The organism is Geobacillus thermocatenulatus (assembly GCF_002217655.1).
In the GTDB taxonomy this organism is placed as follows: domain Bacteria; phylum Bacillota; class Bacilli; order Bacillales; family Anoxybacillaceae; genus Geobacillus; species Geobacillus thermocatenulatus.
In genome coordinates, this window is the sequence record NZ_NEWK01000002.1 from 1,514,481 (window position 1) to 1,535,491 (window position 21,011).

Genomic DNA, 21,011 nt, shown 5'->3' on the forward strand with positions numbered 1-21,011 from the left:
GCCACCGACATCGATCGGCCTTGCATAAAGAGAAGACCAGCGTCGCTGTTTCTTCCGGTTGTTCTGATGCATCGTTTCATCCCTCCCTGCGTACGTTATGTCGTCTCCGGCGCTGGCGTCATCCGCTTCTGCTTCCGCCTCCGTCCCGCTGCGAGCGTGCGGATCGACAGGAAAATCCCCGTCGCGGTCAAAATGATCATCGCCACCGCCGCGACATCAACCGCCCAGCGGATGTCAAGCGAACCGATTCTCCCTTCGTGCAGCTGGCGGACGAACATCATGAGCGACGATCCGCCTCCCTCGGCGCGCGGCGCCATCGGGGCCGTAGATGCCCCCGCTCCCGACGCCTGTCCCACGCCGAACGCGTTCATTCCTTCCTGCGCGGCGCGGTGCATCTCGCCGCGCTCCGCCTGGCCAATGAGCCACGGCTCAGATAGAAGAAGCCCCGTCACCGCCTCAACAAGCAAAAAGATCGAACTGATCAGCCCAATCCAAAGATGCAAATTCCTCATTTTCCTCATCGCCGTTTGCCTCCTTTTCCTCTTCGTCCATCATGATAGCCAAGGAAGGTGAAAAAATGGTGAAAATTCTTTTTGAGAGAACAGCCTTCTGCGCGGCGAATGGGCTGCGTTTTCACCGTTTTTTCACGAACGATTTGATATGATAAGAAGGAAGAGAGACAGAACGGGAGGAATGGCGATGAAAATTTTGCTGGCCGAGGACGATCTTCACCTAGGGGAGCTGATCGTTCATTTATTGAAAAAGAAAGGCATCGGCCATATCGATTGGGTGCAGGAAGGGGAAGATGCGTACGATTACGCCATGGCGGAGTTTTACGATGTCGTCGTGCTCGATTGGATGCTTCCAAACGGCGATGGGGTCGATGTGTGCCGCCGCCTGCGGCAAAACGGCTATACAGGCGCGATTTTGATGCTGACGGCGAAAGACGCCGTCCATGACCGCGTCACCGGGCTTGAGGCGGGAGCGGACGATTACTTGGTCAAACCGTTTGAAATCGACGAGCTCGTCGCACGGCTCAAGGCGCTCGCCCGGCGCACGTTCGTCCCGCTTCAAGAGGAAAAAGTGGCGTTTCACGGCTTCACCTTAAACCGGACAAGCCATACGCTCCATCGCGGCGATGAAGAGATTTTCCTCACCCCGCGCGAGTTTCAGCTTCTCGATTTGCTCGTGCAAAACCAAGGGCAAGTCGTGCCGCGCGAAACGATATTGGACCGCGTCTGGGGATGGGACGCCGATGTATCGATGAAAACGATCGACGCGACGATCAAGCTATTGCGCAAAAAGTTGAAAGACGATGTCATTCAAACTGTTCGAGGAGTGGGGTATAAAATTGAAAAATAACTGGAGCGAATGGCGCGACTGGCTGCGCCGCCTAGGAAGCGCCGACTTGTTCCGCCGCGCCCATTGGCGGCTGACGGCGCTCTACAGCGGCATTTTCACGTTGTTTCTCGCCTTGTTTGTCATGATCGCCGCGGCCTTGTTTTACTGGATCGCCACTTCTGACCAAGAGCGGCGCATCAGCCGCCTCGCCGAGCAAGAGGCGAATACGATCGAACAAGTGCTGCTCAAGCAAAGCAATTTCGACTTGTTTGATGATGAAAATGTCATTTTGTTAAGCGAAGACCAACTCTTTTTTTACGTCATCGGCCCGGACGGGGGCTTGCTCGCCGGGGATGAAGTCCACCCGCGCCTGCGTCCGTATTTTTTAAACGCCTTGTCCCATCTCAAGGCAAATGAGCGCGCTCCCGCCTACATGAGCGTCTCTTTGCCGGAACATATGCCAGGCCTCGCGCGCGAAGCGACCCGCGACTGGCGCGTGCTCGCCGCCGCCCGTCCGCTCGTCATTCACGGCGATTTCGTGGGCATGCTGTATATCGGCATGGATGTCACGTCGTTTTTCGGCGTGTTCCATTGGCTGCTCATTGTGCTCATCGGCTTGGCGGTGCTGTTTCTCGCCGTCGGCGTCGCGCTCAGCTTCTTTATGTCCAAGCGCGCGCTCGCGCCGATTGAAGAGGCGTACGAGCGGCAGCGCCAGTTCGTCGCCGACGCCTCGCACGAGCTGCGGACGCCGCTGAGCGTCGTCTTCTCGTCCGTCGAGGCGCTTTCGCTCGAGGAGGATGTGATGAAAAACGACTTTGCCCGCCGCTTGCTCGACCGCCTGCGTGACGAATTAAAGCGAATCACGAAATTGATGAACGACTTGTTGACGCTCGCCCGCGCCGATGCGAAACACGCCGCGCTGGAGCTTTCGAAACAAACGTTCGATTTCCGCCCGCACGCCGAGCGCACGTTCCAGCTCATGTCGGAACTGGCGGCGAAAAAACAGATTACGGTGCATTTTCACGCTCCCGAGCAAGCGCTCGTCACCGCCGACCCGGACAAATTGACGCAGCTGTTGTACATTTTGCTCGACAACGCGATCAAATACACCCCCGAAGGCGGCGAGGTGACGCTGTCGATCCGCACCGAGCCAAAGCACGTGTTCCTTTCCGTCAAAGACACCGGCATCGGCATCCCGCCGGAAGACATCGGCCGCATTTTCGACCGCTTTTACCGCGTCGACAAAGCGCGCTCACGCCAACAAGGCGGCCACGGCCTCGGGCTGTCGATCGCCAAATGGATCGTCGACGCCCACGGCGGCACGATCCACGTCCAAAGCCAACTCGGGCAAGGGACGGAGTTTCTCGTCCGTCTGCCTGCTTAGGCGGCAGGGCGCGCTTGCCATTGGCAGGCGGCAAGGCGTGTTCATACTTTGCCTCTAAAACAGAAGGTGTCCCAGCTGAGTCGGGACACCTTTTGATTCTGGCGGCCAGATGAAAAGCCGTTTCCACACTTCAACGTTTTTTCACAAACGGAACGTCACCCTGCTTCAGGCGATGCAACAGGTGAAGGGAGTGAAGAATGCCGAAATATATCAACGCATTCACGACCGCGTTGATATACAGCATGACCAAGTCGCCGGCATCGCGGATTTCGATCGGAAACAGGCGGATGATGAGGACAGACACCGCGATGAGGAGGAGCGAACCGATCAGAGTACCGCCGAACCGCGCCTGCGGATGCCATCGAATTCTCGCCAGGCCGACGATCAACGAGCCGATGGCAAATGCGAGAAACGAGCCGTACGCATAGTACCCCACGTTAAACGTAGAAAACAAAAAGGAAAACCACAACACCAACAAAGCGCCGACCACATCAATCCCATGCGACCGAACCACGTCTTTCCTTCCTCCCCACCATGTCATGCGAACATCACCGTCTATCTTGCGTGGATCCCCTAATGGAGGATATGCGCAAAATTCCTTCAAAAAACATTCGCTTTTCACCTAATTTTCTCCTTCCCCTTCTACAATACAAACCGTAAGCCAGTCCACCACACAAAAGGAGGTGACGAGATTGAAGAAAGCTCGGGCAGTTTTTCTGCTCGCCCTTATTGCCCTTGCGGGGGTCAGCCTGTTTCACGTTCTCGCCCCGCATGAAGTGATGGCGCACGGGCGGCCGGGCGCTCCGTTTGACGGCATGCCGAATGGATTCGGTCATCCCCATCGGGAGTTCATCATGGAGCGGCGTGAAGGCTGGATGATGCCGATGTTGTTCCTAAAGTGGCTCATCCCTCTTTTGCTTGCCGCCGCCGGGGTCGTGTGGCTCGCTGCGGCGCGGTCGAAGCGCTGGATCGGCTGGGTGCTCGTCGCGCTCGGAATTGCGGCGTTGCTGCCGAAATGGGTGTTGATTTTGCTCGCACTGGCCGCGGTGTACACCTTGGGGCGTCGCCAAGGGCGCAAACCGTCCGCCGTTGATGCGTTGATGCCAGCGACGCCATCCGTTTCCGCCGATTGGCTTGATGAATGGGAAAAAACGATTCAAAAGGAGGCACAAACAAATGGGCATTTTTCGCCGAATGAAGACGATCGTTCTCGCTGAAGTGAACGAACAAATCGACCGCTGGGAAGACCCTGTCGCCATGACGAAACAATATTTGCGTGAACTTGAAGAACAGCTCGAACGTGGACGCCAGGCGCTCGCCCAACAATGGGTCGCCGAGCGGCGCTACGAGACGCTTATCGCCCAAGCGGAGGCGACGATTGAAAAACGGAGCCGCCAGGCGAAACTGGCGCTCGAGCGCAACGAAGAAGCCGTCGCCAAACTCGCTTTGCGCGACAAGCTGTTGTATGAGAAAAAGCTGGAGGCGTACAAACAACAATACGACGCCATCAAAGCGAAAACGGCGGAAGTCGCCAACCGGCTCAACCAATTGCGCGAGCGGTATGACGAACTTTCCGCCAAACAACTGGAGCTCGCCGCCCGCGTCAACGCCGCGCAAGCGTTGAAACAAATCGACTCGGCGCTCGCCTCCTTTTCCGCCGACGAGGCGCTGCGCGGATTCGCCCGCATGGAAGAGCGCGTCATCGCGCTAGAAGCCGAAGCGGCAGCCGCCCGATTCGGAACGAACGCCGTGTTGTCCCCTGTGCCGTTTGAAGAAGAAGTGGAACGTGAATTGGCGAAATGGAAAGACGCCCAAGCGCATAACGCCTAATTGCCCCCTCCCCCCTTTTGACATAGATCACCCCCTTGCCGAGTTGGCAAGGGGGAGTCGTTTGTTTCACTCCCTTGGACAAGCGGCGGCCAAAAGCACATGCAGCCCGCGACAAGCCTGCATGATGCCTTACGGTCATGGTCTTGCCCCATTGATAAGCAAAATCGTTTCCTTTGTTTTTCCATCGTGCTAAAATTGTTAGAGAGACGAAAGAATACAGGAGATGACCTGCCGTGAACTGGAAACGAAGCGTCCGCATCCTCTGGCTGTGCAATTTCATGGTGTCGGCGGGAATGACGATGGTCATTCCGTTTTTGTCGCTGCTGTTGTGGGAAATGGGCGTCACCGAGCATCATTCGTTGAGCGTCTGGACCGGTCTTGTCTTTTCGGCGACATTTTTGTCGGCGGCCATCATGGCGCCGATTTGGGGCATGTTCGCCGACAAGTACGGCCAACGCGCCAACCTCATCCGTGCGGGGATTGGCATGGGGCTGATCACCAGCTGCATGGCATTCGCCCATTCGCCGATGGCGTTGCTTGCCCTCCGATTCCTTGTCGGCTTTTTCTCCGGATTCATCACCGTCTCGTTTTCGTACTTGGCGCGCGTCGTGCCAAAAGACCATAGCGGCGAAGCGCTCGGGACGCTGCAGACGGGAAGCATCGCCGGCAACATCATCGGGCCGCTCATCGGCGGCGCCTTATCCGATTGGTTCGGTTTCCGCCCGGTGTTTCTCGTGACCGGGTTTTGCATTTTGGCGACATTGCTTCCTGTCGTCTTTTGGCTCGACAAAGATCCCGTCGCGCCGCAGACGAAAGAGCACCACGCCAGTTTCAAAGAAGTATTCGCACATCGGCCGCTCGTCATCTTGTTTGTCGCCACCTTTCTCGTGCAAATCGCCGTTCTTGGCGTCAACTCGATGATGACGATTTTCGTCCAATCGCTCGTCGGCCATTCTCGCAATCTCGCATTTCTATCGGGCCTCGCCTCCTCGATCACAGGGATCGCCACCATCATCGGCGCGCCGTATTTAGGCAAGCTCGGCGACCGGATCGGGCAGGGGAAAATGCTGCCGATGTTGCTTGTTCTGTCCGGCCTGTTCGCCTTGCCGCAAGTATGGACAGATCATCTTTATGAATTGTACGTTTGGCGCTTCTTGCAAGGGCTTGTCATTGGCGGGGTATGGCCTGCCCTTCAAGCGCTGATCAACGCGCAATGCCCGCGCCGCATCCAAGGGCGGGTGTTCGGCGTCACGGCTAGCTCCCGCTTCCTCGGCAACCTCGCTGGCCCGACGGCAGCGGGGGCCATTGCAGGATTCGCGTCCATTTCCGCCATTTTCGCCTTGTCAGGGCTGCTCCTCATCGCCACAGGTGCTTTGGTCGGATACACCGCCCACGACCGGGCATGGCGTGAAGAAATGAAAGAAAAAATCGCCGCCTGGGCGCACCGCCTTCACATCCGGCACTGACAGCGCGGCCAAGGGCAATGAAAAAACGGCCTGAGGGGAGCCCCTTCAGGCCGTTGTCCATCATTCCCCCATCCGTCGAAGCAGCGAATACGGCATCGCCTCCCCAACCCGTCCATTCCGTCCCGTCGTCGTCTCAGCCGTCGTGAGCGAATTCCAAATCGCTTCCTCGGTCGCCTCAATCGCCGCTTGGAACAACTCGTTCATCAGCGGCGCATCGTCGCGGACGAGCGGCGGAACAGATTGCAGTACAGAATCGGAAACATGCGGGATCGTATAAGCATTGGAAAACGCAATGACAATATCGCCGCTCCCGTGATGGACACAGCTTCCCGTCCGACCGAGCCCCACCGCCGCCCGCCGCGCCAGCCGCTTCAACTGCCGCGCATCGAGCGGCGCATCAGTCGCGACGATCATCATAATCGACCCAGGCGGCACATCCCGTTCATCGAACGACGGCGGCACATACGGCACGAACCGCAACTCCTCACGCCGTCCGAAATTGCTCACGACCAGCGCCCCGACCGTATATCCCCCGCTCACGACCCGCGACGAGCTGCCAACTCCCCCTTTCCAACCGAAACACATCATCCCCGTCCCTGCTCCGACCGCGCCTTCTTCCATCTCCACCCGCGCCGCGGCAATCGCCTCTTTCGCATGCTCCTTCGTCACCGCCATCACCCGCGCCGTGTTCAAATAGCTGTCATTGCATTCCCCGACAACAATGTTGACTGACCTCGTCACATCTCCAATCTCTGGCGTCATCGCAAGCATATGCTCAAGCGTCCCTTGCCAAACTTCCCCGACGCTGAACGTATTCGTCAGCATAATCGGCGACTCGATCATCCCGAGCTCCTCGACTTGCACCAGCCCCACCGTTTTCCCAAACCCGTTCAACACAAAACAAGCTGCAGGCACTTTCTCCAAAAACGAATTGCCCCCGTGCGGCAGCACCGCCGTCACCCCGGTGCGGATCACCGTCCGTTCGTCCATCTCTTCCCGAATCGTCACGTGCCCCACCCTTACCCCGGGCACATCGGTGATTTGATTGCGCTCCCCTGTCGGAAGCGTGCCGATGGAAAAACCGAGATCGCGAAGCTTGCACCGCATCACCGTTCCCCTTCCCTTTGTTGGCTATACCCATCGTGAAAAGGCAAAAACAAACGCCCATCTGGAAGCAAACAAATGTTGCTCCTTCTATCAAGTATAGCGCATCGAACAAAGCTGCCGCGAGAAAAACAGAACGAAGAAGAAGTTTTGCGCGTGGCGAGGATCAAGGGAAGATGGCGGGTCTTCTCCATATTGCCAGCGAAGACAGCACACAAAGAGAAAAATTGTGCGGATGAAAGCGTGATTCAAATATGGGTGGGAGACGGGAGTTGGAGAGGGTCAATTTCTCGTAGGTACGATGAAAGCCTAACATCAGTATCTCAAGAAACGTTTTGAGGCCGAGTTTCAATCCCTCATAGGTACGATAAAAACGTAATCCTAAATCTTTAACATTGTTTGAGCGTTTGCGAGTTTCAATCCCTCATAGGTACGATAAAAACCCAACCTCATCCATCATTATACGGCTTGGAGATTTGATTTGTTTCAATCCCTCATAGGTACGATAAAAACTCGACAAGAAACCCCCACTTCGACGCCTACAGGCGGTTTCAATCCCTCATAGGTACGATAAAAACAGTTCATGCACCCCTTTTCATTGATTGGATTTCATGTTTCAATCCCTCATAGGTACGATAAAAACACGCCTGTGGCATTTTTGAGGTACTGTTCAGCCGCATGTTTCAATCCCTCATAGATACGATAAAAACAAACATCCATTGAGATAGATGTTGATTTCGGAATAGTTTCAATCCCTCATAGGTACGATAAAAACTCGGCGATCGGTGCATGATATGCGGAAGAACACCAATTGTTTCAATCCCTCATAGGTACGATAAAAACGATTGGTTGGCGGCAGAGTTGGCAAAAGTCGAGAAAGGTTTCAATCCCTCATAGGTACGATAAAAACTTTTGCTTACTTCGGTTCTTCGTTCTGTGAAAAATTGTTTCAATCCCTCATAGGTACGATAAAAACTAGGTGGCGGGAGTATGTCACGATGAGCGCTTGTAGGTGAGTTTCAATCCCTCATAGGTACGATAAAAACGGGCGAAACAGGTGTATGAAGACGTTTCGCTGTTGGGTTTCAATCCCTCATAGGTACGATAAAAACCTTCCCAACGGTTTTCTGGTTGGGGAATTTATACGTGTTTCAATCCCTCATAGGTACGATAAAAACCACCACTTTTAGGAGACATGTCTTTCCACGTACCTTCAAGTTTCAATCCCTCATAGGTACGATAAAAACAAACTTATTTTTCGTTTCTTCAGTCAATCGAATTAGTTTCAATCCCTCATAGGTACGATAAAAACGTGCGGCGCTAGGGCGTTGCACACACCGTTTCTACGTTTCAATCCCTCATAGGTACGATAAAAACCCAAACCATGCGCATCAAATCAAGCTTTTTCCTTTGGGTTGTTTCTAGAATATCACGTTTCAAAAATTCTGTCAATACAACCTCAGCCGTGATGGCTGTAGGATTTCGGCACAAAAAAACATTGTCGTCGATCCCCCGGTTTTTTTGCACGATTGGGGGTCGACGACAATCGCAAGACCCTCACTTTTCCTCCAACAGTTGTTGAAGTTTGTCCATTTTTTGCTTTTGCTTTTTGCTAACGGCTTTTCCCCATTCTCTGATGCGTTTCCAATACGCCTGCAACGCAACGGCGGCTTGTTTGTTTTGCTGCTCGATCACCTGTTGGTAAAGGCTATCCTTGCTTCGCTGCCTATCCGTTTCGCTGTCAGTCAGCCGCTCAATTTCGGCCACAAGCCGTTCTTCGGGGGAGAGGAGGGCCAGCCTTGCTCGTTCTTCTTCCTCGCGTCTCTTCCGCTCCAGCATTTCCTGCTCGATTTTCTGGCGCTCAAGGCGGGCACGTTCTTTTTGCACCAATGGGAGGAATTCCGTTTCTGTCACATCGTCCACCTCAGAAAATCGGCCATATCCCGACGATGTTTTCGAACCGATGCCCCATTCCATCAACGCCTGTTTGGTATATAACGATGCTGCCTCTAACAAACGGGTAGTTTTTTCATCGTCTCGAAAGCCATGAGCCGTCAAATAAATGTCCACCTCTGCAGCCATGACCGTCCAAAACGAAACGGGAACAGGTTTTTGATTATCTGTCGCAGCTTTTTTTCCTTCATAATACTCCTTCATATGTACAGCGAGCACATCCTTTTCCAACCGCAAGCCATCGATGAGAAAGATGTCGTAAAACTGCACCTGTCCTTTATGGTCTTGTATCCCAAAAATCGTACATCCATCTTCATGCTCGCTGAGCCGTTTCTCGTCCCCTTCGCAATACGCCTCGATGAACCAATGGCGGACAAGGCCCTTCAAACTGGAAGCAGGGATGTAAGGAAGGCCGTACACGGGGTGGATCGTCAATGACGTCTCACGGACATGCCCCGCGCCCAATCCGTGGACAATTCGGCCAGAGAGGCGAGCTTTCAGCTTCTTGACTCCCCCTGTTTGCGCCCATTCCACCATGGCCTGTTCTCGCTGCGCCCGTAGCTGCTCGCCAACCTCTTTCAGCTCTGGGAGAATCGGGACGGATTTCAACTGTTTCGAAGATTCCCACACTTTTTTACGGTCATTCCACCGATGCTCAATAAAATAATGGAGATGGTACGCCAAATGCCCGATCGATTTATTGGCCTTTTGCACGACTTCTAGAGTGTCCTTTGGATGAAAAAGCATGCCCTCCCCTCCTTACTCTTCCGCCTTTGCATCGTCTTTCGCCATCCCATCGGCAAATTTGCGCATCCAATCTAACAGCGCCATTGCTTCCATCGTCCATAACCGGTAATCAGCGCTCGATAGGTTTACAACAACTTCGACGAATTCTTGATTTTTCATCGAAAATTGATCAGGAAACTGTGTTTTCATCCATTTTGCAAGTGATTGATAAATCATCTTGTATTCCTTCCCTTTTTGAAAACAAAACGCCAATGCTTGTCCGAGACCGTTGACTTGAATTAAGGACGGCATTTTTTTAACGTAAGAACGATAGTTTTCGAAGCTTCCTCTCAATCGTTCTTTTGCCTGCTTCACTTCTTGAAACGCAAATGAGGCTCGCCCGTTTTCAATCCCCACACGCTTCACGTTTGTTTCCATGGCTCCTCCTCCGTTCACACCCAAATCGTTCTCATCATTCCGCGACCTAATGTACTGTTCCCGCCAAGCTGAAAGACGGATGGAAATTTGTTTTCATTCAGAAAGTACCGTTCAATATCCGCTGCCTTCTCAAGACCGTCTATTCCGTCTCCCCGTACATCACCAATGTAGAGGAAACTGTAAAAAACTGTTTCTGGCGGAACATTTTCCTCATACCAAAGCGCACCGTTGTCAACGGTTCCTGTCTCCGGCGAAATGCGAATGCGCGCGTTAATTTCCGTCGACAGTTTGACGAAATCAGTGAAATCGTCGTCGGAGAGAACAACAAGTCGATCTACAAGTCGAAGGCGGCAATGCTCCCCAAGGAGGGCGGCAAGTTGTTCCGCCAGCTGTTTCGCTTCAGAAGAGACGGTGACCGAAAACGCATACTCCTCCAGCACAATGCGTCCATTGACCGCCATCAACCGATCGGAGCTGACCGTGTTCGGTGCAGGCACCGGAAGAAGGGGAACTTCCTTCCCGATCGATTGCTGATGGACGCTCATTTCTTGATTCCACCGCTCAATCACACACGGGCACGTAATCCAAGCAAATACACCTCGAAGCGATTTAACCGGAAACAGCAAAACGCGTGCATCACTCAGAGCAATGGCGCTCGCTTGTGTGACGCTTTCCTGTCCTTTGTCCGCGCCGAAAATCAGTTCAAGCTTCTTCCTATCTTCAGGAAGCGACTCTGTCATATGATACCGAAGCGCTCCTTTGAGCGAGGAGCTTTCGATTTTTGGAAATCCTGTATGCTTCTCCCGCTGGATAGGCAAGTCGACAAACCCAATCTCGCTCCCGCTCCCCGCATGGACAGACGTAATGGCATGCATAAGAAAAGGCCGTACGATCGAATACATTACAACTCCTCCTCGCTTTCTTTTGCACTCGTGATCACCGCAAACCCAAACCCTTCCTCTGCTCCTTCATCAGTGAAATGAACACCGTCAAGGGCAGAAAAGACATGGGGCAAATCATCATCCCGCTCGATCTTCACATAAATGACAGAACCCGCTGGAACCATCCATTTTCGCGGTTTTGGACGGTGTCGGACGATGTCCCATCCTCCGTACAACTCCGGTCGTCCGATGGAAGCGGCAAGCCATGTCACCACCGCTCCGTTCGGCCATGTCCACCGATCACCGTCCATCGCAATCGGACGAGAGCCGTTGGCGAAAATCGCAGGGGACAAAAAGATAATCTTTGCCAGCCTCGTCCGCTCGATGTCTTGTTCAATCCTCTTTTTCTCGTCCGGATTCCATATACGAAGCGTTTCCGGCTGCTGGCGGACAGACCACGGCCGGTTTTCCCCGCCGATCCGAGCCCACTTGACATCAGAGAAATCCGGTCCATCACCGACGAAAGCGACAAGGGACGCCCCGTCTACAAAACGCCCTTTCGCCACCCGGTATAAAAGCCCCTTTTGGGCTGTTCGGCTGGACGTGTCGAGTTGAATTCCCACCTTATCTTCCCAAGCGATGAACGATGACAATGAACAAAGGGAAGAGATTGGCTTATTCTCCAGAAGCGCCTGCTTCCATTCCTCCATCGGGACGTAATAGTGCTGTGGACTTTTCGTTTTGTCGCGCCGTGAAGAAGCAAGTCGCCACATTGAAGAAGATGACGAAAGCTTCCGGTCTCGGACAAGCTGCAATGGATACGCTTTGAGCGATTTTTCCTCCTCTATGACTTGATAATCAAAGGGCAGGGGAAAGAACAAGACGTCTTCTTTCGCCAGCGTGCAATAATGGAGATAGAACTGCCCCCGCTCTGTCGGGGTGCCCATCCATCTCCTCACCTGTTCATCACTGCCCGTCGCAAAGTCGTCAAACGTGCTGTACGCATAAATGTACGCCGCCCGCAGCGCGCCGTAAATCGTATTCGGGCGCGGAGGGAATATCGACTCCATCACCGTCGCCTCCCCCGCTTGCGTCGCATGATGGTTTTTAAAGAAAAACGTGTCTACCGGTGTCAAGACTAATTTTGTCATTGCCCGTTCCCCTCGCTCCGTTTGAAAAAGGTCAATATCTTTAACAGATACAAAAAGTCATAGCCGCTGCGAACCGCTTCATGCAAAGACAAAAGAACTTGCGTGTGATGGGCGATCTCTTGGACGCTCAGATGGCTTCCCTCTTTTACAGACCGCTTAAGCAAACGCCGAAGCTCTGTCGCGAGCATGTCGCCATTCTCCCATTTAAGACAGTGCCGCTCATACAGCAGTGGGGCAAACGCGGAAGCGAAATGAAAAATAAAGTTCGGCGACAGGGATGTTTTCAACAGCTTAATCCATTGATCCAACAATTGTGAAACCTTCTCTCCCCCAATCATCCATGGGAGAACCGCTTCCGAAATCTCACCAGAGCGGGTGTGAAGCGCTAAAGCAAGGGCGTCCTTTTGCTGCCCCGTCTTGTCGTTGGAATACTGTTTCGCCTTTTTCTCCAACGCTCTGACAGCGTTAAGAACGAGATGGAACGGCGACTTTTTGTGAGCGATGACCACGCCAAACGAGGCGGTCGCTCCATGACCTAATCCTTTCCGTTCATCACCAAACGCCAATCGGAGCTCCTCAGCCGCTTTCAGCACCGTCTCGGTCGGCAAGAAGGCGAGAACATCATCGCCTCCTGCATAAACAAGCTTGCCGTGGCATTGTTCTTCGACAATTTGAGGAACGACTTCTTTCGCAAATCGCGCCAACTTTTGGCTCGTTTCGCTATACTCCTCTTTCCGCTCCCCGGAGAACCATTTCCCCATGTTGTCCCCATCCATCATGAGCACAGCGTAATAATCGCCCGCTCCGATCTCGAGGACAGACGGAAACGACAAAACAGAAGCGCCAAACAAAGTGGAGAAATAATCGCGCGCCACCCGTTTGCCTAAGCAAATGCCGCATAAAAATTCGTTGTCCTTGATCCGTCCCGAGCGGCGGTCGTCTTCTTCCCCTTCGGCTCCTTGAAATTTCGCTGCACGTTGTTTCCAAAGATGAAGCGTTTTTCGTTTGATGTCGCCGAAATGATCCGCTTCCTCAACCTTTGCGAGCCGCAGCGCTTCTCTTTCTTTGCAGACGGAACAAACAAGGCCGGATTGGGAAACGGGGATATAATGTTTCTCGTTTTTCAACGCCCCCAACCGCCGCTCGGCCCGTTCCCGGACGGCTCGAAACGAATCAGACGACCCATACGGCTCAGCCACCCAGTATACTTCCAGAAACGACTGCACTTGTTGTTCAATCATCTCCTCAAGCTGCTCTCGCTCTTCATCATTTAGCCGAGGAAACACACGTTGAAGCGCTTGAAAGCAAAAGTCAAGAAATAGTTGGCGAACATCATGTTCCACTTCGCGCAGCCAACCGCCAACCTCCGCTTCTGTTCCCTCCATAACGGCCGTCACACGGTTCGGGATGGACGCAATGCGAGCATCGCGCAAAGACGGCGACCGCAGCTCTTCCTTTGTGACGAGCGGATAGACGACTTCACAGTTGGCGTTTACTTGATACAATCGTTTGATCGCCTCTTTCACCAAATAGGACAAAATATAACTCCCGCTCCAAAAATCTTCTGTTTTTCGGGCCGAGGCGATAAACGACTGCACAGGTCCGACCGTAAAAATGACAACATAGCGATTGGTCATATCCTCACCCCAACAATTTCTAAAAACCGGTTTCGATCCCGCTCATAGCGCGGCTCTCTGTAGCACGAGTCATGGTTTCTCACTTCTGTTACAATCGGGTAGTAGCGGCCTCCGATTTTCCTCACCGTGCACCATAGCGGGGAAGAAAGCTTTCCTTCTTTCCCTCTCATATATCCTAGGCTGCCATAACGATTCGCTTCATGCGATGCCCTGCCAAACACCTTCACCACTTCCGCCGCGCTCTCTTTTCCTTCTCCAACCCACACCGCGGACAATACCGGATGAGGTGTTGCGATGTCTTCACGTCGTGCCACAAGGCGGCCGTGCGCCGCAAAGGAAAACGCATCCGCCGCCCCGATGCGTTCTAGCGTCATACGCAAACTCTCACCGTATTCCTCAACGTTATCCCATTGATGCCCCGTCCATTGGACAGCTCCAAACCCGCGGCGCGACCGCTGTCCGAAGCTGGCGAGGTGAAGCATATATTGAAAGTGCCAATCATATTGCGCCAATCGCTCTTGATGACGCTTCCGCACCGAGAGCGTCACGGTCACCTCCCCGCCGGCAGGAAGCGCCGGAACAAACGTTGGAGACGTACGATGCGGCAAAATATTTTCTCTCATTGTCCCTTCCATCGCTCTTGCCAACGTGAGATGGACAGGCGATTGCTGCTTTGTTTTCCTCGTGCCGCCAAACCACTCTTCCTCCTTGGCAAGCAACTTTTCGTGATTAGGTTCATCCTGCAGCGTCCGCCACCAGTACCTCCATACCCCCCGCAACGACGGAAGGCGAAACTCCGCCTTCTCCCTCGGATCAGCGCCGTGAATGGCGGCCGGCGTCAAGAGAACAAGCGGATATAACGACTGAGCAACAGCTGTTGCCCCGCTTTCCTGATAGGCCATCACGCATTCTCCTTTGCGACTTGCATCGTTTTTGCGAGCGCTGACATACGTTCAAAAAACACTCCCAGCTCTCGGAACGACTGCTCCGCATCGGGCCAAAACTTTTCCGCCTTTAGCGGTTGCGGCCGCGCTCCAGCATGATTGATGTCATTGCGCCGCTCTTTAAGCATGCTAAATGGTTTCAAATCCCCCTTATAAGGAGATAAGAAATCGATTATTTGTTCAACCAGTTCCACAGAACGAACGCGCCATTTCTCTTTCGGAATATCTCGCAATAAAATTTCAATGGCCGAATGAACATCGCCTCGAATTTTCTCATCCCGCAAATCAAACCCCAACACTCGGCAAACGGCTGTCACCGCATTTTCCTCCAACATCGTCAGCGCCTGCTGAATCAATCCGTGGTCCAAGCACCAACGCACGGCTTTCCAGCTGTTCATGATCGGGTCATCATCAAACATCGCATACTTTTTCTCCATCACATCCAACAATGGGACAAGCGGTTTAATCGCTTCCACCGATGAGGACCGAACACGGGCGAGCTGTTCATGAAATTTCTGCACTTCCTCATCGATTTGCAAGCTTCGGCACGTGCGGAACACTTTTTCCGTCTGATCAAGCCGCTTCGTCAACTGATTTAATTCTTTTACTTCGTTTCGCATCGTCTGGGTCGAAGACGGATTGCGGAACACTGCGCTGTTTTCTTTCGCGGTTAGCGTCTGGATGATGGAGGCATCCCCCGTGCGCAAAAATTGATCGACCCCGTTCGTCCAATCGAGCAGCCTCGCCATGCTTGTCAAGTCGACAATCGGCGCTACTCTCTGTTCCGCTGGCATCTGCTCGACATCAACAGGGCGGCCAAGCACCTCAAACCAGCCATAGACGATCGCCCCAATGTCTGCCTGTTTCACCAAACGGGCGTAATTCAATGCAATGAGCGCCACAAACGGAATGGAGCGAAAACTATGGGTAATGTCGAAATAAATCGTATCCCCTTCCTCGATTTCACCCATAATGCGGTCAAACAGCCGCCAATTCGACTGCTCGTCTTGGCCGCTTTCAATCTCGACGATTTTCACGTTAGCTTCCGGCGCAATGCGGCGAAACGCTGTATCAATCCCTTCGAGGAGCTTGTCCCCTTTTTTTCGATCTTGCCCATTTCGATCCCGGGCTTCTTTCGTCGCGAACACGACGACATCCATCGGTTCATCTCCACGAAACAACTCATAGACCGCGGTTTGGATAAAGCGGGTATACGAAGACGTGACGCCCCCGTACGTGTAATAACAATACTCATAATCGCTCAGCCCAAGAAAAGACAACAGCACCCTTCTTCCCATGTTCATCTCCCCACTCCGGCCAATTGTTTCGTAATATCCACAAAGTCAGAATCCTCTTCATAAATCCCTTTTCCTCTTTCCGCCTCCCGCTCGTATCGGTTATGATCCAGCCATAAATAGTTGGCGTACAAGCAGTCTTCCTTTTCGTCATATCGGTAAGCGAGACGGAACGCCGTTTGCCCGTTGCTGGCTCCTTTGTACAAATGATATTTCACTTTTCGGGCATCAATCGCTTTGAATGACTTTTCGTGATACAAAACCGCAACGTCTCCTTCTTGATGCTTCAGCTTCTTTACCAGTTCGCGCATTTGTTGGTGCACAAACAGCGACTGGTGATGATTGTGTTGCAGCATATTGGCCACTTGTTTAGACACAAAGTACGTGGTCGCAAACAAATGTTTATATTTTTCATGTTCAAACAAAAATTGTCCAAATGCACTTAAATACACAAGCCCATCCTCTTGCTGGAACAAAAACGGATATTGAAGAATGCATTGTTTTTCGTGATAAGAAAGCGAAGCTGAATCCACCATGTCTTTTTGGCATTTCCGCAACAGATCAAAGTGGTCATGAACAAATTGCTCATCAATATGTATAGGCACAGGGGGAATCTCATGCAACACTTGTCCATCTTCATGCATATAAGCCGTCGGGTAATGCAAAAATGCGCCGACGATGTAGCCAAGCGATGTCATCACTTTATACCCGCCGATTGGGGCGAAACAAGTTGTCGACGGTTCTCCGCACGAAAGGGCATCGGCCACCGTCTTCATATATTCCCCGAGCGTCTCCTGCATCCGCCTCGGGTTATTCACATCCACATCCACGTACATGATGCGGACATTTGCTTGAAAATCTTTCTCAAGCAACCTCGTCAACATCGCTTCTACAATCCATCCGCCGACCGTTTCTGTCACAATAAGGACAACCGTCGGCCTCTCGGCCAGCTTCCCTTGTCTGCGAAGTTCATACATCATCGAATATTCTGCAGACACACGATTCGGGTTCTGGGCAACCTCATGAGCAAACTGCCAAGCATGGCGAATCCATTGATCAATTTTCCTTTTTTTCTCCTCATCAATATTCACCGCATTCAGCCAAGGCCGGATCTCCCCCATAATCTCATCACGATTCATAGAAAAAACGTTTTCGCTCTTGTTTAGCAGTGATACGCCACACGTAATCACAATATGATGATACAATCCTTACACCTCTCCCTATTCATGTAATGTTAGGAAGATATATCTATATCAATATATAAATTATACCGATTATTCTAATAAAAGGGAAGTTTTTTATCCTTTTAGATACTAAAGGACTGCGAAAAACTGCTCATCTCCAGTCTTTTTTAATTGGAAAATCCCTACAAAACAATCTTCCTTTTCTGATAAAATGCATCCATTCTGCGCTTTGTCCCTGCTCCCTGGGCGATTACCATCAAAATGGCCCACAAGAACAACGGGTCGTTAGACGGAAAAGGGGCAAATCGGCCTGTTTGGCGTCCTATGCTTCTCTGTTTCACTTACTGTAGATCTTACATTTCGCACCCTCTCGACCAAAATCGAAGAATTGTTGATCTCCATGTCGAATAAACCTTGCAACACAAGGAACGCAAAGGAGTTTTCCCATCATGGACGTTCGAATTCGTGCGATTGGCGTCCGATCATCACACCCGAACGCCCACTAAAGGGCGCAGGAGGCCGGAAGCTGACTCAACCGACCGAGCAAGCGATTTTTCAGTTGTTCTGGTATGTGAAAGTCGTTCTATTGGAGCTGCCAGATGGACAAATCCAACGCGCGTTCGGGAAACCGCTCGCCTCTGATCAGCGAAGATTTTGCAGGGGGGCATGGATGAGAGTATTTACGTGTAACGTCATACGGAACAATCCGTGGTGGTAAAAAAAGGATTTTCATCGCCAGTCTTGTTGGTCGAAACGTTATTCTAAAAAACGAAATAAAAAATTCTCTCAGCCCTGTTAGGGTGCGAAATGTGAGTTGTACGTTGCTTATATTGTAGTTTCAATCCCTCATAGGTACGATAAACACCAAAAAGCCCACATGATCCACCTGATCATGTGGGGTTTCAATCCCTTATAGGTACGATAAAAACTCAATAAAGATATTGATTTTTTCTCCATCTCCCTCAATGTTTCAATCCCTCATAGGTACGATAAAAATCCCAACCATGCGCATCAAATCAAGCTTTTTCCCTTTGGGTTGTTTCTAGAATATCACGTTTCAAAAATTCTGTCAATACAGCCTCAGCCGTGATGGCTGTAGGATTTCGGCACAAAAAAACATTGTCGTCGATCCCCCGAGGTTTTTGCGCGATTGGAGGTCGACAACAATAAGACAACTTTTAAATCATTACCTTCTCCCCTAATATAAATACGCCTCTCCACCTTCGTCCTTGAAACCAGTCTGCATGTCGTAAAATTTATCCACTTCATTGGGCGACACCCAAAAGAAATTCCCCTTGACACCTCCACGAGTCACAAACTCCGCTAGCTGGCTGTTCACCAACCGATTAGCCCTTATTTGAACCATATATTGGCTCATCGCTGTTGTTATACGGCGGAGAACTGCCTCTTTTTCGTAAACAGGCATATTTTCCGCTGTCATAACGCGCTCATACTCATCAGCTAACTTAGTTGCCTCTTTCGTTAACTCAACAAATACATCAGCAACTCCGTCCGTCTCAATCAATTGAAATTCATTCAGTTTGTCCAAGTCAAGCCGACAAACAGCCTCATTCCATAGATCACGCGAAGCATCCATTGGAAGATGTTCTGCTAATTTCTGATAGTAGTCAAACAGCAAACTGGGAAAGAGCGGTTCAGGGATTTCTTCATACATATCCAATAGCTTCTTTGTCCAATTGAGATGATGAGAGCCATATATATATTGTGCATCATCACCAAGCCTCATTACGTATACTGGGCAAAGTTCCCCTCTCTCTCCGCTGCGATTTACCCTGCCGGCTGTTTGGATAATCGATCCCAATGGAGCAAGATCGCGATATCCAATATCAAAGTTCAAATCGACCCCCGCCTCAATCGCTTGGGTTGACACCAAAATCACAGGATTTCCGTTCGGATCATCCAGCCGTCCCCGCACTGCCTCGATCACTTGATTTCGTTGCCAAGGAACGATATTGGTCGACAAATAAAAAATTTCTACATTCCTCAATATTCCTTCTGAATGAGCCCTTTTCAACAATTGATAAATCTCTTTACTTCTCCGAATAGTATTCACTACAATCAATGCTGATTGATGCGATTGCCAGGTATCCAGAAAGAGGTTGAAAAACTCTTCACCGTTTCTTTCACGTCCGATTTGTGAAATGAGCCTAGTGCGAGTTAAGCTAGAAAAATATTCCCTATGACTAGGCAGCAGTTCTACAGGCTTGCGGAACGATTGACCAAGCAGCCGATCCCCAAGCTCCAACAATTGAGGCTGAGTGGCGGTCATTAGAATGAATCGGGTTCCGTAGTATTCTGCCATTTTTCTCACTACCGCCCCTATGAGCGGCATGTATTTTTCCGGAAGCGCCTGCACTTCATCTAGAATAATAATACTTCCAGCCAGTTTATGAAATTTCTTAAGCGGACGGTTCCGATTAGTAAAGATCGAATGGAACAGTTGGACGAACGTTGTCAAGACAACATCGGCTTCCCATGCCTCCGTTAGTAGCAAGCGTTGGTCTAGCGGCAACTCTTCGCTCTCTCCAGCGGAAAAGCTGAAATCAGCAAGGCGATGATGGGTCAACACATAAGCATCCTTGCCAAAAACCCCTTCATAATCCCATCGACTCTGCTCAATAATATTGATGAAGGGAATTGCGGTGATAATCCGTGGAATGTATCCCTCCAATTCAGCAATCCGTTGCTGTAGGTAAAGGGCGCATTCCAACGACGCAAGCGTTTTTCCGATCCCGGTAGGAGCGGTGATCGTAAAAAATTTTTCCTTGCGAATTTGCTCATCCCCTAACCCTTTCAAAACAGATAGCATCTGTTGGCGCGCGCTCTCCCTTTTCTCTGTCATTGGTGAAGACATCTCTCCTCCATGCTTAGCACCGATGTAGTCGGTTACTCGGGCAGCAGGGACTGTCTTCACAACAGAAGGCAAGATCCCTCCCGAATCTAGTTTATCGGAATCAATGAGCAGAGAAAAAAAGTAATATAGAGCAAAAAACCAGTAATCTTTCCGCAATCTCCCTTTCATATGCTGGGGCATGTGCAGGAAATGGCGGGTATCAGAACGCCACTGACATAAATCAACATGTTGCGGCAACTGGAGAAAGTCTCCATCCTCTTGCAAGCCAAGGTCAGTTAAAACTTCTATCCATTTTTGACTGAGATTGGCATGTTGTTGCTCCAAGATCGACCATATGTCATTCGAAAACAATTCTTTCAAGGTAGGATTCCCGTGATGAAAACGTACACAAAGATATGCAATGAACGCCCAAACCTGCTTTTCAGGATCGGGAACATGATCCAAACAATTTTTTGCAAGCGCTCGTGCAAAACAGGCGGAAATGTGAGCATGGCTGCTCAGCAGTGACGTTTTCCCTTCCATGAGATGAGACTGAAAATAGTCCGTGTACTTGCCAATATCATGCAAAAACATAATGATTTTCGCTAAAACTCCCACATCCCTATTTTCCAGACTTGGAAACCGTACAGTGGGCGGAATCAATTGTTGTCCATTTTGAGCAACATTATGGAGATGTTCAGCCAATAGATGCCTTATTTCACTCACACTGTCGTAGTGAGCATAATACTTCATCCAAAATGCCTCCCTCCCAATCCCCTCAGACGATAATTTCATATTCGATAAGTAAGACCGGAACGCAACA

Annotated in this window: 16 protein-coding genes, 2 pseudogenes and 1 CRISPR repeat array; of the genes and pseudogenes, 6 read left to right on the forward strand and 12 right to left on the reverse strand. The window is 51.2% G+C overall.

All coding sequences use genetic code 11. From position 1 onward, the window contains the following. Positions 1 to 95: 95 nt before the first annotated feature. Positions 96 to 533: pseudogene (locus B9L19_RS16665) on the reverse strand (PepSY domain-containing protein); the annotation flags it as partial. Between the two features lie 166 nt (positions 534 to 699). Here B9L19_RS16665 and B9L19_RS16670 point away from each other — a divergent pair. Further along, positions 700 to 1,362, forward strand: a complete 663-nt coding sequence (locus B9L19_RS16670; protein ID WP_047752348.1) for a response regulator transcription factor — start codon at positions 700 to 702, stop codon at positions 1,360 to 1,362. After that, positions 1,352 to 2,725 (forward strand): sensor histidine kinase, encoded by a 1,374-nt coding sequence (locus B9L19_RS16675; protein WP_082131151.1) that lies wholly within the window; start codon positions 1,352 to 1,354, stop codon positions 2,723 to 2,725. The genes B9L19_RS16670 and B9L19_RS16675 overlap by 11 nt, the downstream gene beginning before the upstream one ends. A 130-nt stretch (positions 2,726 to 2,855) precedes the next feature. Here B9L19_RS16675 and B9L19_RS16680 read toward each other — a convergent pair whose 3' ends face one another. Next, the gene (locus B9L19_RS16680) at positions 2,856 to 3,239 is read right to left on the reverse strand and encodes a hypothetical protein (protein WP_241771927.1); all 384 of its coding nucleotides are present in this window, start codon (positions 3,237 to 3,239) and stop codon (positions 2,856 to 2,858) included. A gap of 178 nt (positions 3,240 to 3,417) precedes the next feature. On the opposite strand from B9L19_RS16680, the gene B9L19_RS16685 reads away from it, so the two are divergent. The 3 genes from B9L19_RS16685 to B9L19_RS16695 all read left to right on the forward strand — a co-directional run bounded on the left by B9L19_RS16685 (position 3,418) and on the right by B9L19_RS16695 (position 6,021). Further along, positions 3,418 to 3,942: a hypothetical protein gene (locus B9L19_RS16685; RefSeq protein WP_047752346.1), complete on the forward strand. Its 525-nt coding sequence runs from the start codon at positions 3,418 to 3,420 to the stop codon at positions 3,940 to 3,942. Then, complete coding sequence (locus tag B9L19_RS16690; RefSeq protein WP_025948873.1) at positions 3,902 to 4,555, forward strand: PspA/IM30 family protein; 654 nt, start codon at positions 3,902 to 3,904, stop codon at positions 4,553 to 4,555. Before B9L19_RS16685 ends, B9L19_RS16690 begins: the two co-directional genes overlap by 41 nt. Before the next feature lie 233 nt (positions 4,556 to 4,788). Next, positions 4,789 to 6,021, forward strand: coding sequence for an MFS transporter (locus B9L19_RS16695; RefSeq protein WP_025948874.1), 1,233 nt, complete (start codon positions 4,789 to 4,791; stop codon positions 6,019 to 6,021). Between the two features lie 60 nt (positions 6,022 to 6,081). Here B9L19_RS16695 and B9L19_RS16700 read toward each other — a convergent pair whose 3' ends face one another. The 9 genes from B9L19_RS16700 to B9L19_RS16740 all read right to left on the reverse strand — a co-directional run bounded on the left by B9L19_RS16700 (position 6,082) and on the right by B9L19_RS16740 (position 17,355). Then, complete coding sequence (locus B9L19_RS16700) at positions 6,082 to 7,128, reverse strand: DmpA family aminopeptidase (protein WP_047752347.1); 1,047 nt, start codon at positions 7,126 to 7,128, stop codon at positions 6,082 to 6,084. A 342-nt stretch (positions 7,129 to 7,470) separates the two neighbouring features. Next, a CRISPR array of direct repeats spans positions 7,471 to 8,502; the repeat unit is 30 nt; unit sequence GTTTCAATCCCTCATAGGTACGATAAAAAC. Positions 8,503 to 8,682: 180 nt separating this feature from the next. Continuing rightward, a complete protein-coding gene (cmr6, locus tag B9L19_RS16705) occupies positions 8,683 to 9,825 on the reverse strand; it encodes a type III-B CRISPR module RAMP protein Cmr6 (protein WP_025948876.1) in 1,143 nt (380 codons plus the stop codon). A 12-nt stretch (positions 9,826 to 9,837) separates the two neighbouring features. Further along, positions 9,838 to 10,242, reverse strand: a complete 405-nt coding sequence (gene cmr5 / locus B9L19_RS16710; protein ID WP_025948877.1) for a type III-B CRISPR module-associated protein Cmr5 — start codon at positions 10,240 to 10,242, stop codon at positions 9,838 to 9,840. Positions 10,243 to 10,256: 14 nt separating this feature from the next. Then, positions 10,257 to 11,144: a type III-B CRISPR module RAMP protein Cmr4 gene (cmr4, locus tag B9L19_RS16715; RefSeq protein WP_047752350.1), complete on the reverse strand. Its 888-nt coding sequence runs from the start codon at positions 11,142 to 11,144 to the stop codon at positions 10,257 to 10,259. Further along, positions 11,144 to 12,274: a type III-B CRISPR module-associated Cmr3 family protein gene (locus B9L19_RS16720; protein ID WP_025948879.1), complete on the reverse strand. Its 1,131-nt coding sequence runs from the start codon at positions 12,272 to 12,274 to the stop codon at positions 11,144 to 11,146. Before B9L19_RS16720 ends, cmr4 begins: the two co-directional genes overlap by 1 nt. Then, positions 12,271 to 13,911 (reverse strand): type III-B CRISPR-associated protein Cas10/Cmr2, encoded by a 1,641-nt coding sequence (gene cas10 / locus B9L19_RS16725; RefSeq protein WP_089113992.1) that lies wholly within the window; start codon positions 13,909 to 13,911, stop codon positions 12,271 to 12,273. The genes B9L19_RS16720 and cas10 overlap by 4 nt, the downstream gene beginning before the upstream one ends. Further along, positions 13,908 to 14,813, reverse strand: a complete 906-nt coding sequence (locus B9L19_RS16730; protein ID WP_025948881.1) for an RAMP superfamily CRISPR-associated protein — start codon at positions 14,811 to 14,813, stop codon at positions 13,908 to 13,910. Before B9L19_RS16730 ends, cas10 begins: the two co-directional genes overlap by 4 nt. Next, complete coding sequence (csx2, locus tag B9L19_RS16735) at positions 14,813 to 16,153, reverse strand: TIGR02221 family CRISPR-associated protein (RefSeq protein WP_047752353.1); 1,341 nt, start codon at positions 16,151 to 16,153, stop codon at positions 14,813 to 14,815. The genes B9L19_RS16730 and csx2 overlap by 1 nt, the downstream gene beginning before the upstream one ends. A gap of 2 nt (positions 16,154 to 16,155) precedes the next feature. Beyond that, complete coding sequence (locus tag B9L19_RS16740) at positions 16,156 to 17,355, reverse strand: CRISPR-associated protein (RefSeq protein WP_047752354.1); 1,200 nt, start codon at positions 17,353 to 17,355, stop codon at positions 16,156 to 16,158. Positions 17,356 to 17,809: 454 nt separating this feature from the next. Between B9L19_RS16740 and B9L19_RS19475 the strand changes: the two are divergent. After that, a pseudogene (locus tag B9L19_RS19475) lies at positions 17,810 to 18,024 on the forward strand (IS1634 family transposase); the annotation flags it as partial. A gap of 508 nt (positions 18,025 to 18,532) precedes the next feature. On the opposite strand, the gene cas3 reads toward B9L19_RS19475, so the two are convergent. Continuing rightward, on the reverse strand, positions 18,533 to 20,941 hold the full coding sequence (gene cas3 / locus B9L19_RS16750; protein ID WP_167372791.1) for a CRISPR-associated helicase Cas3': 2,409 nt from the start codon (positions 20,939 to 20,941) through the stop codon (positions 18,533 to 18,535). Between the last annotated feature and the right edge of the window lie 70 nt (positions 20,942 to 21,011).

What these genes read in the sequence shown, in the direction of transcription:
- B9L19_RS16670 (WP_047752348.1), top strand. Translation starts at nt 700, where the DNA reads ATGAAAATTTTGCTGGCCGAGGACGATCTTCACCTAGGGGAGCTGATC.
- B9L19_RS16690 (WP_025948873.1), top strand. Translation starts at nt 3,902, where the DNA reads ATGGGCATTTTTCGCCGAATGAAGACGATCGTTCTCGCTGAAGTGAAC.
- B9L19_RS16700 (WP_047752347.1), bottom strand. Translation starts at nt 7,128, where the DNA reads ATGCGGTGCAAGCTTCGCGATCTCGGTTTTTCCATCGGCACGCTTCCG.
- cmr6 (WP_025948876.1), bottom strand. Translation starts at nt 9,825, where the DNA reads ATGCTTTTTCATCCAAAGGACACTCTAGAAGTCGTGCAAAAGGCCAAT.
- cmr5 (WP_025948877.1), bottom strand. Translation starts at nt 10,242, where the DNA reads ATGGAAACAAACGTGAAGCGTGTGGGGATTGAAAACGGGCGAGCCTCA.
- cmr4 (WP_047752350.1), bottom strand. Translation starts at nt 11,144, where the DNA reads ATGTATTCGATCGTACGGCCTTTTCTTATGCATGCCATTACGTCTGTC.
- B9L19_RS16720 (WP_025948879.1), bottom strand. Translation starts at nt 12,274, where the DNA reads ATGACAAAATTAGTCTTGACACCGGTAGACACGTTTTTCTTTAAAAAC.
- cas10 (WP_089113992.1), bottom strand. Translation starts at nt 13,911, where the DNA reads ATGACCAATCGCTATGTTGTCATTTTTACGGTCGGACCTGTGCAGTCG.
- B9L19_RS16730 (WP_025948881.1), bottom strand. Translation starts at nt 14,813, where the DNA reads ATGGCCTATCAGGAAAGCGGGGCAACAGCTGTTGCTCAGTCGTTATAT.
- csx2 (WP_047752353.1), bottom strand. Translation starts at nt 16,153, where the DNA reads ATGGGAAGAAGGGTGCTGTTGTCTTTTCTTGGGCTGAGCGATTATGAG.
- cas3 (WP_167372791.1), bottom strand. Translation starts at nt 20,941, where the DNA reads ATGAAGTATTATGCTCACTACGACAGTGTGAGTGAAATAAGGCATCTA.